Annotated in this window: 16 protein-coding genes and 1 pseudogene; 4 read left to right on the top strand and 13 right to left on the bottom strand. The window is 38.6% G+C overall.

What is annotated here, in order from left to right; genetic code table 11:
* Positions 1 to 67: 67 nt before the first annotated feature.
* Positions 68 to 544 (bottom strand): transcriptional regulator, encoded by a 477-nt coding sequence (locus tag RT445_RS09610; protein WP_274795582.1) that lies wholly within the window; start codon positions 542 to 544, stop codon positions 68 to 70.
* Between the two features lie 205 nt (positions 545 to 749).
* On the opposite strand from RT445_RS09610, the gene RT445_RS09605 reads away from it, so the two are divergent.
* Positions 750 to 2,324, top strand: coding sequence for a hypothetical protein (locus RT445_RS09605; protein ID WP_312504951.1), 1,575 nt, complete (start codon positions 750 to 752; stop codon positions 2,322 to 2,324).
* Complete coding sequence (locus RT445_RS09600) at positions 2,321 to 5,089, top strand: DEAD/DEAH box helicase (RefSeq protein ID WP_313470466.1); 2,769 nt, start codon at positions 2,321 to 2,323, stop codon at positions 5,087 to 5,089. The genes RT445_RS09605 and RT445_RS09600 overlap by 4 nt, the downstream gene beginning before the upstream one ends.
* A gap of 245 nt (positions 5,090 to 5,334) precedes the next feature.
* Here RT445_RS09600 and RT445_RS09595 read toward each other — a convergent pair whose 3' ends face one another.
* On the bottom strand, positions 5,335 to 5,733 hold the full coding sequence (locus RT445_RS09595) for a single-stranded DNA-binding protein (RefSeq protein WP_274795579.1): 399 nt from the start codon (positions 5,731 to 5,733) through the stop codon (positions 5,335 to 5,337).
* Positions 5,734 to 6,030: 297 nt separating this feature from the next.
* Here RT445_RS09595 and RT445_RS09590 point away from each other — a divergent pair, with 297 nt between their 5' ends.
* Together RT445_RS09590 and RT445_RS09585 are read left to right on the top strand one after the other, a co-directional pair.
* Positions 6,031 to 6,456, top strand: coding sequence for a YwpF family protein (locus RT445_RS09590; protein WP_312504955.1), 426 nt, complete (start codon positions 6,031 to 6,033; stop codon positions 6,454 to 6,456).
* Between the two features lie 82 nt (positions 6,457 to 6,538).
* Complete coding sequence (locus RT445_RS09585) at positions 6,539 to 7,510, top strand: nuclease-related domain-containing protein (protein WP_312504957.1); 972 nt, start codon at positions 6,539 to 6,541, stop codon at positions 7,508 to 7,510.
* A 375-nt stretch (positions 7,511 to 7,885) separates the two neighbouring features.
* On the opposite strand, the gene RT445_RS09580 is transcribed toward RT445_RS09585, so the two are convergent.
* The 11 genes and pseudogenes from RT445_RS09580 to RT445_RS09530 form a co-directional block, all read right to left on the bottom strand.
* Positions 7,886 to 8,314: a hypothetical protein gene (locus RT445_RS09580; RefSeq protein WP_274795576.1), complete on the bottom strand. Its 429-nt coding sequence runs from the start codon at positions 8,312 to 8,314 to the stop codon at positions 7,886 to 7,888.
* Between the two features lie 108 nt (positions 8,315 to 8,422).
* On the bottom strand, positions 8,423 to 8,806 hold the full coding sequence (locus RT445_RS09575; protein ID WP_274795575.1) for a hypothetical protein: 384 nt from the start codon (positions 8,804 to 8,806) through the stop codon (positions 8,423 to 8,425).
* A 154-nt stretch (positions 8,807 to 8,960) separates the two neighbouring features.
* Entirely contained in the window at positions 8,961 to 9,404 is a 444-nt protein-coding gene (gene fabZ, locus RT445_RS09570; RefSeq protein WP_274795574.1) for a 3-hydroxyacyl-ACP dehydratase FabZ, read from the bottom strand.
* A gap of 55 nt (positions 9,405 to 9,459) precedes the next feature.
* Positions 9,460 to 9,744, bottom strand: a complete 285-nt coding sequence (locus RT445_RS09565; RefSeq protein WP_274795572.1) for a DNA-directed RNA polymerase subunit beta — start codon at positions 9,742 to 9,744, stop codon at positions 9,460 to 9,462.
* A gap of 45 nt (positions 9,745 to 9,789) precedes the next feature.
* Positions 9,790 to 10,629, bottom strand: coding sequence for a flagellar hook-basal body protein (locus RT445_RS09560; RefSeq protein WP_274795571.1), 840 nt, complete (start codon positions 10,627 to 10,629; stop codon positions 9,790 to 9,792).
* Positions 10,630 to 10,653: 24 nt separating this feature from the next.
* Complete coding sequence (locus RT445_RS09555) at positions 10,654 to 11,487, bottom strand: flagellar hook-basal body protein (RefSeq protein WP_312504960.1); 834 nt, start codon at positions 11,485 to 11,487, stop codon at positions 10,654 to 10,656.
* A 21-nt stretch (positions 11,488 to 11,508) separates the two neighbouring features.
* Complete coding sequence (gene mreB, locus RT445_RS09550) at positions 11,509 to 12,504, bottom strand: rod shape-determining protein (protein ID WP_313470464.1); 996 nt, start codon at positions 12,502 to 12,504, stop codon at positions 11,509 to 11,511.
* A 208-nt stretch (positions 12,505 to 12,712) separates the two neighbouring features.
* Positions 12,713 to 12,973 (bottom strand): sporulation transcriptional regulator SpoIIID, encoded by a 261-nt coding sequence (locus RT445_RS09545; protein WP_004269485.1) that lies wholly within the window; start codon positions 12,971 to 12,973, stop codon positions 12,713 to 12,715.
* Positions 12,974 to 13,129: 156 nt separating this feature from the next.
* A complete protein-coding gene (locus RT445_RS09540) occupies positions 13,130 to 13,807 on the bottom strand; it encodes a M23 family metallopeptidase (protein ID WP_274795568.1) in 678 nt (225 codons plus the stop codon).
* Between the two features lie 37 nt (positions 13,808 to 13,844).
* On the bottom strand, positions 13,845 to 14,729 hold the full coding sequence (spoIID, locus tag RT445_RS09535; protein WP_312504962.1) for a stage II sporulation protein D: 885 nt from the start codon (positions 14,727 to 14,729) through the stop codon (positions 13,845 to 13,847).
* Positions 14,730 to 14,866: 137 nt separating this feature from the next.
* A pseudogene (locus RT445_RS09530) lies at positions 14,867 to 15,379 on the bottom strand (UDP-N-acetylglucosamine 1-carboxyvinyltransferase); the annotation flags it as partial.

Below are 15,379 nucleotides of genomic sequence, written 5' to 3'. Positions count from 1 at the left end.
TATATAATGAGAAATAAAAGCACCTGCTTCTCATTTATGAAAAGTAGGTGCTTACTGGCGGTTCCATCTATTCAATTTTGAACCCTCCAAGTTGATGGTTCTTTTGCTGTAGTAGTTCGAAAAAGAGTGCTTTATCATTTTCTAATAATGCTTGATCGATTAAATGATCGTAATTTTTCTCCTCTAGCTCTGCGATAAGCTGATCAATCTCGCCAACAGTTACCGTAGACACCATTGGGATCTGTTGCTTCGGCGTAGCGCTTTCAAGAATTGGTGCTAGATGTTCATGAACATTGGTAATGAGCAGTAGTTGATAAAGTGGTAATCGGATAAAACGATTCCCTTTTTGGAACACAAATACCTCAGATAAATTTTCAATTTGCTGTGTCTTCATGTTGATAATCATCTCTTTACCTTCTATGGGAATGAAATGGAAAATCTCATTCTCTTTTAAAATAGAGAAATATTGATAAGCAAATACGAGACGTAATTTGTCTCCAGTAATTTTTGTATAAAACGGCTTCATGTATTGAACTTGCATCATCCTTCATCCCTCCCTAGTTATCTGATTATTCAGATTTTAACATAAATCAAAAGCCTTGTTAACTATCTTTCTTTCCTTTTTTTCTTTCTGATCATTCAGCTTATCATTACTGCATTTTAATCGTATAATGGAAGGACAGTCTTTTTTTCCTTTTTTACAACTCACAATGTTAAACATAGCCATACATGATGAAAGGAGTGAGGTTATGGCATTGTCTATCTCGCAATTAGCTAAGGAACATCAAGCATTTGTGCTGACTAAATTAAAAGAAGCTGAACAAGCGTTACATCCTTCCTCTACGGAAGATGAAGAACTAGTGCGTCGTGCTGTCTTTTCTGTAAGAAATAAATCCATTGTTTTTGAACGTTTTAATGGAGCAAGTTCTATATTATATGCAAGTGTTCAGGATGTCAGACCCGCTTCTGTTGAAATTGATTTTTCCAAAGAAGAGCTATATTGTAGCTGTCCACAAACCAAATGGTGCCGACATCAGGTTGGTGCACTACTCGCTCTCTACCAATATTTTGATTCCGTTCAAAATTGGTCGGGTGCTTGGCGCGCTCAAAAATCTGTTCAGTTAAAATCTTTAGCTGATGAACGTAGCCCTCAAAGCTGGGCTACCATGGTCGATGAGGTAATGAAGCGCTTATTACCACCTGGCAGAGTATTAGAAGGCTACGGTCTCTCTGCGGTTAGAACAGATGCATTAGAGCGTCTTCGTCGACATATGCCCTTTGAACGTGAATGGCAACCCCTTTATAAGCTCTTTATGGAGTTGGCCATTTTTAATACAATATGGCGACATTTAAATGAAACACCTGGACATTCGTTAGATACACCTTATATGAAGTACTTTATCGAGCAAAGTACCCAATCATTTGAGAGCATCCTCACAGAGCTCACGAATCGATCTCGACTTTTTGCGACGGACCCATTTTATGATGGCATTCAATTGCTCATAAGAGAATTTTTATTAGAACGACAAGGGCTGTTCGCCAATCGACTTCGTCTATACATGCTGCTTTGGGCAGTGCTTTTTTATGAGAAGCCTCGACGTGAACAGGAATTAGATTATTTAAATAATCTTGAAAACCCGTCTGCTGAAATCTCTTTGCAATCATTAAGGCTATTATTTTATGTGCTTTTACAAAAAGAGGAGTTACTACTCGAAAGTTTGGCACAAATTTCTTTACCGCAAATGCAGGATTTATTTGAACTGGCTACTTTTGCTCAACGTGCGGGCGAATCTAATTCATTAGCAGTCATTCTGCGATCAATGCTCCCATTGACAGGAACGTTTCTACAGGATGTCGTACCTGTTGTTCAGCGAGCACAATACGTAAGGCAGTTTCAACTTTTGTTCGATGATATTCAGCTGACTGACGAAGAAGAAGCAACGCTATACAGTGCCTTTGGTGTATATGGGCTTCAGCCGTTCTCAAACTTTCTAATAAAAAAAGGTCGTTACCGCGAGTGGGCTGCTCTCCATCAATTAAACCCTTCGTCCTTATCTTACTTAGAAATGTGTGGATTAAAGGATGTATTACAAATTGAACCTGCTACTGTTTTACCTTTATATCATGTCTATGCAATGGCCGAAATTGCACAGAAATCTCGTATGAATTATAAGCAGGCTGTGCGTATTTGGAAAAGTATGCGGAGTGCTGCAAAACGAGCTGGCAAAACGGCTTATTTTGAAACATACATGCAAACGATTCGTGCAGAATATAAACGACTACGTGCGTTACAAGAAGAAATTGAGAAAGGAAACTTAGTATGATGACAACAAATGCTCCTTCCCCTTTTTCCAAAACACAACAGCTCCGTATTGATGTAGCTCGGGAAGGATATTTTACGTTGCAGGGTTTTACTGCAAATGGTTCAACAATCGACGTAGATACATTAATTTCTTCGCTATTCTTTACTTATGAAGCAAATATCTATGGTTTATTAACAAATCGAGCTGATTTTACGATTGAAGTTTCTACTGCTGAGTTACTTGATATTTTTTCATCAAGCTTCCAGCATCCCTTTATCAGTTGGCTAGGTGCAAATGAAGAAAGTCAAGCTTGGCTAGAGAAGGTATTGGCTTTACAAGAATACTGGCATGAGCCATCACTTTGGTCATACGCTGTCATTGCAGAAGATTTTTCTTCACTAACCTTTCCTATTGAGGACATAGATACAGCTTTATTAGAAACAGCCGTCCAGCAAAAGCTGGCTCAAGTTGGGTTAATAATAGCTGATTTACCAAAGCTACTACCCTTTTTCTTGCGTGGTGGATGGCCATTAGATCAGGCGCGTCAAGCTGGCGGAATTTCCGTTTCTTTACGCTTAAGTGAACCCGAGGAGGATTCCGATGTTTGGTTATTAGAAACAGTCCTAAGCACTGCAACAACCAAAAACTACTGGACCCCCGCTATTCGTAAGCAATTCTTACCTATAGAGGATGCACTTCCTGCAAAATGGCGAATGTTTGCAACTGAAATTCAGCAGCAACAACAGCAAATAGCAGATTTACTTTCTAACGATGATATCAGCAGTGATACTTTTATACGGGTGACCCTAGAAGATCCAGAAGTGCGATTATTTTTACGTGAAGACCTCGCTAGATTACAGGCACTTGGTTTCGATGTTGTCCTACCTGCCTGGTTAAAGGACCTAAAGCAATCCAAAATACGTGTCCGTGTAGCAACTAGCAATGTCTCAACGAAAAAAGTGGCTGGATTAGATGATATTTTAACATTTAAATGGCAATTCTCTATGAACGGTCAAACAATTTCTGCTGAGCAATTTAAAAAGCTAGTGGATGAGAAACGTGAATTTATTCGCATTGGTACTGAATGGTTCCGAGTTGACGCCCATTGGATGCAAGAAATGCGTACATTAATGCAGCAGGCAGAAGATGAAAGTTGGACTGTACGAGAATTGTTATTTAGAGAATTGCCAGAGGACTTGACTACACCTCTTGAAGAGGAAGATGCTGATGATGCCATGAGAGACGATCCTATCTTCGCCTTGGAAATACAACAATCATTAAAAGCGTATATGGAACAGCTTTTGGAGAAGAAAGGTTTGCCCGCTGTACCGATTCCATCTTCTTTACAAACCGAATTACGCCCCTATCAACTAGAAGGCTTTGAATGGTTAGTCTTTATGCGCCAACAAGGTTTTGGGGCGTGTCTAGCAGATGATATGGGTCTTGGTAAAACGGTCCAATTAATTACCTACTTACTTCATATTTATGAGGAAGCAGATGATTACAAAAAGCCGTCCATTATTATTTGTCCAACATCCGTGCTTGGTAACTGGCAAAAAGAGCTCGCCCGATTTGCACCTTCCCTAAATGTGCATACGCATTATCAGACCAATCGAGCAAAGGATGAAGATTTTACACAATTAGTGGCAATAGAAAAGCCACATGTTATTTTATCAACCTATGGTACGGTGTCACAGGATACTGAGTTTTTACAAAATATTGATTGGGCAACGGTTGTACTCGATGAAGCTCAAAATATAAAAAATATGCAGACATTACAATCAAAAGCCATTCGTAAGTTACTCGGAGACCATCACATTGCTTTAACTGGAACACCTGTAGAAAACCGTTTATCTGAGCTATGGGCTATATTTGACTTTATTCATAAGGGTTATTTAGGTAGCTTTGGTCGCTTCAATGAGGAATTTATTTTGCCTATTGAACGAGATGAATCTGAATCTCATAAGCAAAAGCTACGAGCTAAAATTCAGCCATTCTTATTACGACGTACAAAACGCGATCCACATTTACAGCTGAACTTACCAGATAAGCTAGAAACAAACGAGTATTGCCCATTAACCGCTGAGCAAGCTTCTCTCTATGAAGGCTATATTTTAGAGACGCTTGATCAGCTAGAGCAGTTAACAGGCTTTCAGAAAAAGGGACGCGTCTTAAAGATGCTTAGTAAATTAAAGCAACTATGTAATCATCCTGCCTTATATTTAAAGGAACCTTTCGAGGATGCCGAAACAATGCTTGCACGTTCAACCAAGCTAGAACGCATTGTACAAATGGCAGCAGAAATTGTGGACAATGGGGAGCAATGTCTCATCTTTACACAATATATCGGAATGGGACAATTGCTACAGCATTGCTTAAGTGAATTAATCAATGTTGACGCACCGTTTTTAACCGGTGCCATGCCTAAGCAGCAGCGTGACCGCTTAGTGGAGGCTTTTCAGGCAGGAGATTTCCCTATATTTATTCTCTCTTTAAAAGCTGGTGGTACCGGACTAAATTTAACAGCAGCTAGCCATGTATTACATGCTGATCGTTGGTGGAATCCAGCTGTCGAAAATCAAGCGACAGACCGTGCTTATCGCATTGGGCAAACACAATTTGTGCAAGTCCATAAATTTGTAACAATCGGCACAATTGAAGAAAAAATAGACAAAATGCTTGTGCAGAAATCTGCATTATCCGAAGAACTTATTCAATCAAGCCAGTGGTTAACAGAATTGGAAGACCAAGAACTTCGTGATTTAATAACACTAGATATATACTAATTAGATGCGCCAAGAGCAAAATTGTTCTTGGCGCTCTTTTAGTGAATCTTGTTACTTCTTTTCCCTACTTACTTCATAACTCTTATTTAGTTGTATTGAAACCCCATTGCTGTGCGGTCTTCAGCAACGCTTTAATAATTTGTGTAGACATCATTCCTTTCTGTTGCTACGGTGCAAGGATATAAGGAGAATGGCGGACTCAGGTAATGATTTTTTCTCTTGCCCCGTATGTAAAGCTAAACTTGCTATGGTAATACAAAGTCTTTTAAGTTTTCCTGTCCATTCGGTGGTTGTGGCGGTATAAGAGTTGTTTCGTCACTATCCCTTTGTTTAAGCTGATAAAATCGAACATCTTCTACCACTACCTCTGTCATAAAAATCTTAGTGCTTTCTTCATTAACAAAAGACCTTGTTTGAATTCGGCCGTTTGCACCAATTAATGAGCCTTTACCGCAATATTTGACGATATGCTCTGCAAGCCTTCCCCAAGCTGTACAGAAAATAAAGTCGGCATCTACTTCTCCACGACTGTTTTTAAAGTTGCGATTAATGGCGAGTGAAAAGTGAGTCTGTACTCGATCTCCTGATAAGTAACGTAACACTGGATCTTTCGTAAACCTTCCAACCAATCCGACTTGATTCATGTATTCACCTCCTTTGCTTTTGATTGCTCTTATCTTACAAAACGATCCTAGTTATGACAAAATTTGAAATTGTTAATTTCCATAAGTTTTAAAGCATAAATTGGGTAAATTAACATTTTTATTTTTGGTAATTTTTATTAATTTTCTAGCCGAATGCTTTAGACTGTAATGGCAAATGCTATTTCATGAAATCGACAATTTCGCAGTTTAAAAAAAAGGTAGCAGGTGCGCATAACAAACAACCGTTACTTCATGTGTTATACTAAAAGAATGACAGACTTAGGAGGAATATACATAATGAAAACATTTAAAATGCTTTCCTTTGACCTTGTCACGAAAGATGGCGTGCAACCATTCCCTTTAGTCGATGGCATCATTATTAATCAGGAGAACAGCCATCAATCTTGGATACTTGAATTGTTTCTAGCTAAACAATATCGCTCAACCTTTGATGAGCTATTAGCGAATAATACTGTCTTCAATGTACGCACGGTTATTTCATTCCCAGATAATGAACCCGCTCCTTTCCAGGTAATTGTACATACTGTTCAAGAAATCGGTGATCATGTTTCTGTCCTGTTAAAAGGTACTCTCAAAATTAAACGCTCTAAATATGCTGAACAATTGCTTTCAGAGCTCCTTGCTGAAGGTGTTTCCCTAGAAAATTTACTTGAACGTTTTACGAAAGATATGAAGCAGCGACCAAAATTAAAAAATGACTAACGATGCGAAAATTCGCATCGTTTTTTATTGGACAAGTGATTGTTATTATGTAAAATACAATTTAAAAAAGGAGGAATCTATTGTGATTATTGCAAGAAGAGAAAAACCTTTAAAGTTATTATGGCTTGAAGCTTTAATGAGGCGTCTTTTAAAGGATGATGTTGAATTTCATTATTTTCAAGAGCAATATCGACGGTTAGATGCAGGTTTTGCTGGTGAGCAAAAAGTTGATCGTGAATGGTATGAATTAATATGTCCAAATAACTTTTATGTATTACATAATTTACATTTTATGAATGCTGCTGAGCATGTTCATCAGCTAGATACACTCTTTATTTGCCCTCAATTTTTGTTCGTTTTAGAGATCAAAAACATTCATGGCCGTCTTGAATTTGATCAACTCACACATCAATGCACACGTACAAAGGTAGATGGAACAGTTGAAGGCTTTCCGAATGCACTTACTCAAACTGAGCGTCATATTCGATTTTTGAAAAGTCTAATTGCAAATTACCCCCTCCCTATTGAAGGTGCCGTTGTTATAGCAAATCCTTCAGCAATCATTATTAACCCATCTAATGCTTTACCTATTTTTCATGTATCAGGTCTTCATAAACATCTTCAGTTGCTTTTCAAAAAATACCCTCAAAAAATAATAACTGAGGATCAATTGACTCAATTGGTTCAGATGCTTCTTTCCAAGCAAACAGCTCCCAGAATGCAAACATCAGTTGCCCCATCACGAATTAGACACGGGGTTTTGTGTCCAAAATGTTCCTATCAACATGCGATGTCTTTCCAGCGTGGTACATGGAAATGTTCATATTGTCATTATAGTAGTATAAAAATTTTCGCTGAAGCCTTATTAGATTATCGTTTATTAGTTAGTCATAACATTACAAACCAACAGCTAAGGACATTTTTCGGTATTCATTCTAGTGATACAGCCACACGATTACTTCGGAAATTTCAGTTTCCTTATACAGGTACCTATAGAAATCGAGTTTATCATTTACCTGAAAATTTATTGGATCATATGGAAAGGTTTTATTGATTTTAAGGGTTCTTCTGCTCAGGGAACTTTTTCTGCTTTCAGGGGATTCGCTCTCCTTCCGAGGGTATTCGTTCTGCTTCCGCGGGTATTCACTTCTCTTCCGCGGGTATTCGCTCTGCTTCCGCGGGGATTCACTCTGCTTCCTCGGGGATTCGCTCTCCTTCCGAGGGTATTCGTTCTGCTTCCGCGGGTATTCACTTCTCTTCGCGGGTATTCCTCCTTCTTCCGTGGGGATTCGCTCTCCTTCCGCGGGTATTCACTCTCCTTCTGCGGGTATTCACTTCTCTTCCGCGGGTATTCACTCCGACTCCACTCTACTCATCTAAAGTAAACGAAAAAAGAGTGTTTTCCGTTAAGGAAACACTCTTTTTTATATTATCGGTTGTTCATGCCGTCACGATACTTTTCAGTGTCGTTGACTTTATCGTCGACAACATCATTATTATTGTTGCTGTTTATGTTGTCATTACGTTCAACACCGTTTACTCCATTTGCATTTGGTGTGTTATCAAAGCCGTTTGTGCTGTTGATATCGGCGTTTGACCCTGGTGTTGTTGCTTCTGGCAATGTTGTATTATCATTGACAGTACCTCGATCAACACCATTTCCATTCACATTGTTACGATCGTATGCATTATCGTCGCGATCATTTGGAGTTAATGCATCCTCAACATCGTCTACACCACGACGAACGTCATTTTCGACGTCTCTTACAGGGTGATCTTCTACTGCATTATTTCCCCAGTTACATCCTCCAAGGAATACAGTTGCAAGGATAATGGCTAAAAATGACATTTTCCACATAGTAAAAAACCTCCTTTCTTAGGTCTATGTCATCAAATACATCGTGTGTATTTGTGATCCATCATAGATTGCCCGAGAAAGGAGGGAACTATCCGATTTTTGTACAAACTATTTTTGTTTTTCTTTTAATACTTGTTCAATGTATGCTGCCTCTGCTTTGCAGTCATAGCTATAGTTTGTGCCTAGCTCCTTTTGCAATGCTTCGATTGTTTCAATTTGCTGCTCTGTTGGTTCTTCATTTAAAATTTTGGCAATAACCTCATCGATTTTTTGTGCCATCTCTTCATGAAACTGTGCACTCATCAATGTATCAGCAGGGATTTTTTCGATCCATGCGGCATTCTCCTGAAAATAGGTTTGCCAGCTTGCAATGAAGTCTTCCATGGAAAAGCGCTCTTCATCCCAACCGATACTTGCTAAGTATGTTTCAAAAGATGTCGAAATCGAACGAGTAATGCTAATTTTAATACCTGAAGACAATTCCTTATACATCTTAATAATCCTCCTACGTTTGTAAAACCTAAAAATTACATATATCTATTTTAATTTACAATCGCTTTACTATCGCCATCGCAATTTAAGAACCTACTAATCAATTTTAGACTTGACTTTATCTATTTTATATCTTTTGGTCTACAAATGCAAATTAAGCTTGTTTAGGCTGCTCTGGTCCAATCGCAAATAAAATATCGGCTTCACATACCAGTTCTCCATCAACTGTTGCGATACCATGTCCTTTACCCATCGCACCACGAAGTTTTACGAATTCTACTTCTAGTTTAAGCTGGTCGCCAGGTACTACTTGGCGTTTGAAACGACAATTATCTACACCTGTTAGAAATGCTAATCGCCCCTTAAATTCTTCTGCATTTAATAAAGCAACTCCACCAACTTGTGCTAATGCTTCTACAATTAATACACCCGGCATCACAGGATAACCTGGGAAGTGCCCATTAAAAAAGTCTTCGTTAATCGAAACATTTTTTAACCCTACTGCTCGTTTCCCTTCTTCTAATTCAACAATGCGATCTACGAATAAAAAAGGATAGCGATGCGGTAAAATAGCTTGAATTTGTTCTGCTGTTAACATGTCATTTCCCCCTCAAAATTAGTATGTATACACAAAGTAAGGTAAAGAATAAAATTTATTCTTTACCATTCATAATATCAAATATATGTTGCCATGTTTCTCTTTTGAAAATATCCATAGCATTGCCTTCTCCAATAACACTGAAGCCAAACATTGCGCCTACTGCTGCGGCAACAACGACTAAGATGAGAACAATTACAATGCGTAGCCAAATCGGAATCAGTCGGATTTGCACCCATCGAACTTCGCGTTGCTCATCGTTTGAGCGGCGTTCTTTCTTTTCTGGTTGCGTATCGGTTTCTTGTGTCGGCACAGAACGTCGACGTGAATCGTTTGTCATAGATTGTACTCCTCTTCATTCCTTACTAGTGTTTTGGATGACTTTTTATCGAATGCCGTTAATTAGTCCGAGCATTTGATCTGCTAATGTAACCGCTCTTGCATTAAATTGATAAGAACGTTGTGTTTGTATTAATTCTGTCATTTCCTTTGAGAGGTTTACATTGGACATTTCTAATGTACCACTTTGCATTCCAATTTGCTGACGGTTGGCACCAACTAGCTCTGTTAGAACCTCTGCCTGTGTAAAGCCAAGTTCAGCTAGGTTGTCTGGCAATCCTATATAAGAACCAGCTATATGCTCCATTAACTGTGGCTTTTGGAATTCTGTTACAGCTAAATCCGTACGAATAATATCGCCATTTGGATAAGATGCCTCTAATACACCACCATCTCGAACGGCAAACTTTTGAACAGTATCTGGTAAAGTAATGGCTTGTCCTGCCGCATCGGCTACAGGATAACCATCAGCTGTTACTAACATCACTGTTCCGTTGTTTAACGGAGATAAATAAAAGTCACCTTGTCGAGTATACACTGTTTCGGTACCATTTTCACCATTTGGCATTAAAATATTGAAATATTGTTTAGCTTTTGTAAAAGCTAAGTCTAAATCTCGATTAGTTGTTTGTAATGAACCTTGCTTTTCATTGGACTTGATTTGTCCAAGCATAGCTCCCGCTCCATAGCGAATACCAACAGGTGTTTGACGCTCAGCACGATCCTGCTTATCATTATTGAATTGCTGATAAAGTAATTCATTGAAGGATGCTTCCTTTGCTTTAAATCCTGTTGTATTGCTATTAGCAATATTATTACTAATCGTATCCATTTTATTTTGTAATTGACCCATTGTGTTCGTTGCCGTAATCATTGTACGTAGCATTATAAAACGCCTCCTGTTCGCTCATTAGATTTTCCCGATTTCGTTAACAGCTTTCTCCATACTGCGATCATAAGCCTGTAATACTTTTTGATTGGCTTCAAATGCTCGATAGGCTGTCATTAAATCTGTCATTGTGCGACCAGAATCTACGTTCGAACCTTCTAAAAAGTTTTGACGAAGTGTAAAGGAAACACCATTTGCTCCATAAGCTGTTGGTAAGTTTTCGCCATTTTCTGTACGAATAAGGCCATTATCCTGTTTAAGTAGCATGTTCGGATTAGCAGCATATGATACGCCAACCCGTGCTACTTGCTGATCATTTACAAAAATGGCTCCATTTTCATCAAGGCGAAAATCGTCATTTGGTAGCTGGATACGCTGTCCCGCATCATTAAGTACGTATAAACCTTGACCATTTACTAAATAGCCTTGACCATCTAATGTGAAATTACCATTACGTGTATAGGCCTCGCCACCAGCTGGATGTTCTAATCGGAAGAAAATTGAGCCCGACACACCATCTTCATTTTGTGGTAAGTTCCCATCAATCAACGCCATATCCGTTGTAAAATCAGTGCTATAGATTTGGCCCTGTATGTAATTTGGCAATGTTTCTTGTAAATATGTCCCTGTATTTAAAGCTCCTACTTGACTCATATATTCGGCGCCTGCTTGTTGATTGGCAGGAGCATTTGTTTTTCCAATGCTAGACATCAACATGTCTGGAAACGAGCGGATTGTGGATTGGTCTGCCTTAAATCCTGGTGTATTCGCATTGGATAAATTATTAGTTAATAATTCTGTTCTTCTTTGTTGCGTGATCATACCTGTTGCAACTGTATAAAACCCTTTAAACAAAGAAATCACCTCAATTTATTTTTATAAGGAAGCTGGCACTCGATCAATATTTTCTAGCATTATACCTGTTCCAATAGCCACACAGTCCATAGGTCGCTCTGCAATAAAGACAGGTACCTTTAACTCTTCTGTTAATAGCTGATCCATTCCGTGTAATAATGCACCGCCACCAGTAATAATCACTCCACGATCAATAATATCAGCTGATAGCTCAGGTGGTGTTTTTTCTAAAACATTTTTTGCTGATTGGACAATCATTGCTACTGATTCATGTAAAGCACGTTCGATTTCCTCAGAATGAATTGAAATGGTACGTGGTAAGCCTGTTACCATGTCACGACCACGAATATCCATCGTATCATCACGGCTACCTTTGAAAACAGTACCGATTGTTATCTTGATTGCTTCTGCAGAACGTTCACCAATTAGCAATTTATATTCTTTTTTAATATATTGCAAAATATCGTTATCAAACACATCTCCTGCTACTTTAATGGATTCACTTGTTACAATATCACCCATTGATAGGACTGCTATATCTGTAGTCCCTCCACCGATGTCGACTACCATATTGCCGCTTGGTTGGAAGATATCCATACCTGCACCGATTGCAGCTACTTTTGGCTCTTCCTCTAAATATACTTTTTTACCGCCAGATTTTTCTGCTGCTTCACGAATTGCTTTTTGCTCAACACTTGTAATGTTCGTTGGACAGCAAATTAAAATTCGCGGCTTTGCCAAAAATCCTTTAACGTTTAGCTTATTGATGAAATGTCTTAACATCGCCTCTGTCACATCAAAATCTGCAATGACTCCATCTCTTAGTGGGCGAATTGCTGTGATATTACCTGGCGTTCTCCCTACCATTTGGCGAGCTTCTTCCCCTACCGCTAATACTTTGTTTGTCTTTTTATCAATCGCCACCACAGATGGTTCATTTAGGACGATTCCTTTACCTTTAACGTGGATTAATACGTTCGCAGTTCCTAAGTCAATGCCAATATCTTTCGAAAACATTCTATAATTTCTCCTTCCCGCCAGTTCCAACTACATAACGTTCATTTTATCTCTTTATCTAGAATATTTTATCATATACTATTGGTAATTTCACCTAAATTTAGTGAATAAGACTGTTTTCTTTTTAGGTTGTGAACGGCTATAATATAGTTTTACTATTCCTTATAAATTGCCTATTAAGCTTGTCCAAACAGCAAAAAAGAACGAATCATTCTTGACTCGCTCTTTCTTTCCACTTGTTTTTCGTTGCTTCTCCTCCGCGAATATGACGTACGGCCTTATGGTAGGCGAGTATTTCTTTCACTTGGTCAGCTAATCCTTCATGAATTGTTGGCAATCGCTCTGTTAAATCCTTGTGCACCGTACTTTTTGAATAACCAGTCATTTTCGCGAGGACACGCACAGTCTCACGCGTCTCAATCAGTAATTCACCGAGGCGTATGCAGCGCTTCCGAATGTGCTCATGCACGTTCTTCGTCCTTTCCACACAATTTCACAAAATGCTTTGGCAATCAGATGCACTTTTGCGCATTTCTTCACCTTATGTAAGGACAAAGCTATTCAGAACACGTTTTGCATTTTCCTGATAAAATGCTGATTTTTTATGCGTTACTAGCTTTTTGTCTTAAAAAGCTAGTAATTTTTTCGGATTAATATATTTTCCGTTTTCAAGAACTTCGAAATGCATGTGGACGCCAGCCGCTTGATTCCACTCGTTGTCAGTCGCTTTTCCTAATGTCTGACCTTGTGTAACCTCATCGCCTTCTTTCACAGCGATATCCTTTACAGAGCTATAATGTGTTTGCATACCATTTGGATGCTCAATCACAATCTTATTACCCGTAAATGCGTCTAGTTTTACCTCTAGTACTTTACCACTCATAGCAGCTAGTACTTCAAATTCTTCACCATTCATAGCAATAGAGATACCAGAAGAAGTAGTAAATGTTTGATTAAATACCATTAGTGCATTTTCGCGAGACTCTTCATTTGCCTCTAACTCGTAAAATTCTTGTAAAACTTGTACTTTACTAAAACTCTCTTCTTTGAATGGATACTTCATGTTTTCCGTAAGTGCATTTGTTTCCACTACAGGACCTGGATCTACTTCAGCTAAATCTGGTAACGGCGCCTCTTCTACTTTTGATACGAGACTATTGTAACCAAATAACAATCCTGCTAGAACCAGTGCACCACCTGTGTAAACTACTGGCCAAAACCAAGGTTTCTTTTGTAATTGACCATTTTCCTTTTGATTTGGATTTTGGTTTTGAGAAGCTTTATTATTTTTATCCTCTCTCATTTTCATCACCTCTAGTTGCAGTGTGAACAACTAGAAGCTATTTTAAACATGCATCTATTTTTTTTATTTCAATATCTTGATAATAATAGTGTAAAATTTCAGCTGCGGTTTTCCCTTCATTCGCCATTGCTTCTGCTCCATACTGGCTCATTCCCACTCCATGCCCATAGCCTTGAGTTTTTACATGAACCTTTCTTGTCGTGTTATTATAGTTAATTGTAAAATCAGTAGATGGAATGCCGAGTATTGTTCGTACCTCTCTTCCCGTCCAAACATTATTCCCTAACTGCAAACGATCTACTCGCCCCGAGTCATTGTAAAATAGCTGGACACGATTAAAATCACTAGCTTGCCATTGAACGGGCCAAAGCTTATTCCATTGTGCTAATGTCCATTCCTGCTCAGCAGTAAACTTTGGTGAATCTTGATCTGTTACACTTGCAACACTTTGTAAATATGGAACATTATTACCACTATAACCGTAAGCACTTTCTGTTTTCCCATTGCTCGTCGAATGGAACATAGCTGTAATTAGTTCATTATTATATAGAAGAACTTGTCCTTTCGTTTCATTGATGGCTTCGACAATTTTCTTTTCATTTCCCAGGAAATTGCTAGCCCAATTTGCCTTTCTTTGCTCTTCATCGTAAAAAACCTGTCTTGCTACAGTTGGAGCAATGGCTATTTTACCGTAATTTGTCGTTTTCAATGCATAGGTGCGTGCAGCAATCGCCTGTGCTTTCAATGCCTCTTTTTTAAAGGAAACAGGCATTTCGGCTGCAACAACACCTGTAATATACGTCTCCAAAGGGATTTTTTCCTTTTGTCCCTCCACTTCTATAAATATTTCACAGGCATTATCATCACTAGTTGGAGGTTTCACTGCCTCTCTTCTTTCACTCAACCCTACTACAGGAAGCATATATAATGCTCCCAATAAACAAAGGACACCTATACTAATCATCCATTTTTTCATAAGGAATAATATGCTAGACTTTATTTAGTTATGAGAAAACAAAAAAACCCTCTGCTTAAACAGCAAAGGGTTTAGAAATGAGCTTAGTTTGTAGGTAATTCAACCGTAATTTCTTCAATTGTTTCAACTTCTTCAGTAATACGTTCAATATTAGCACCAAGAGCGGCTAATTTGCCATGGAAATCTACATAACCACGATCTAAATGATGAAGCTTTGTAACTCGTGTTACTCCTTCAGATACAAGTCCTGCTAAAATTAGTGCAGCCGCAGCTCGTAAATCCGTTGCCATCACTTCAGCTCCCTGAAGTTTAACTGGCCCCTCGATAAACACAGAGCGTCCCTCTATTTTAGCACCAGCATTCATGCGACGGAACTCCTCAACATGCATAAAACGATTTTCAAATACCGTTTCTGTAATAATACTCGTACCTTCAGCAGTTAGCATTAAAGCCATCATTTGTGATTGCATATCTGTTGGGAAACCAGGGTGTGGCATCGTTTTAATATCAACAGCTTTTAATGTATGTGGAACACGTACACGAATTCCTTCATCCAACTCTGTAATTTCTACACCCATCTCACGCATCTTAGCAAT

Origin of the sequence: Lysinibacillus sp., assembly GCF_032093475.1 — a bacterium.
In the GTDB taxonomy this organism is placed as follows: domain Bacteria; phylum Bacillota; class Bacilli; order Bacillales_A; family Planococcaceae; genus Lysinibacillus; species Lysinibacillus irui.
Note: the sequence above shows the minus strand (reverse complement) of the source record. Positions and strands in the feature narration are given on the sequence as shown.

Excerpts from the sequence above, each read along its gene's own strand:
- RT445_RS09610 (WP_274795582.1), bottom strand. The coding sequence starts at position 544 with ATGATGCAAGTTCAATACATGAAGCCGTTTTATACAAAAATTACTGGA.
- RT445_RS09605 (WP_312504951.1), top strand. The coding sequence starts at position 750 with ATGGCATTGTCTATCTCGCAATTAGCTAAGGAACATCAAGCATTTGTG.
- RT445_RS09600 (WP_313470466.1), top strand. The coding sequence starts at position 2,321 with ATGATGACAACAAATGCTCCTTCCCCTTTTTCCAAAACACAACAGCTC.
- RT445_RS09595 (WP_274795579.1), bottom strand. The coding sequence starts at position 5,733 with ATGAATCAAGTCGGATTGGTTGGAAGGTTTACGAAAGATCCAGTGTTA.
- RT445_RS09590 (WP_312504955.1), top strand. The coding sequence starts at position 6,031 with ATGAAAACATTTAAAATGCTTTCCTTTGACCTTGTCACGAAAGATGGC.
- RT445_RS09580 (WP_274795576.1), bottom strand. The coding sequence starts at position 8,314 with ATGTGGAAAATGTCATTTTTAGCCATTATCCTTGCAACTGTATTCCTT.
- RT445_RS09575 (WP_274795575.1), bottom strand. The coding sequence starts at position 8,806 with ATGTATAAGGAATTGTCTTCAGGTATTAAAATTAGCATTACTCGTTCG.
- fabZ (WP_274795574.1), bottom strand. The coding sequence starts at position 9,404 with ATGTTAACAGCAGAACAAATTCAAGCTATTTTACCGCATCGCTATCCT.
- RT445_RS09565 (WP_274795572.1), bottom strand. The coding sequence starts at position 9,744 with ATGACAAACGATTCACGTCGACGTTCTGTGCCGACACAAGAAACCGAT.
- RT445_RS09560 (WP_274795571.1), bottom strand. The coding sequence starts at position 10,629 with ATGCTACGTACAATGATTACGGCAACGAACACAATGGGTCAATTACAA.
- mreB (WP_313470464.1), bottom strand. The coding sequence starts at position 12,504 with ATGTTTTCGAAAGATATTGGCATTGACTTAGGAACTGCGAACGTATTA.
- RT445_RS09540 (WP_274795568.1), bottom strand. The coding sequence starts at position 13,807 with ATGAGAGAGGATAAAAATAATAAAGCTTCTCAAAACCAAAATCCAAAT.
- spoIID (WP_312504962.1), bottom strand. The coding sequence starts at position 14,729 with ATGCTTCCTGTAGTAGGGTTGAGTGAAAGAAGAGAGGCAGTGAAACCT.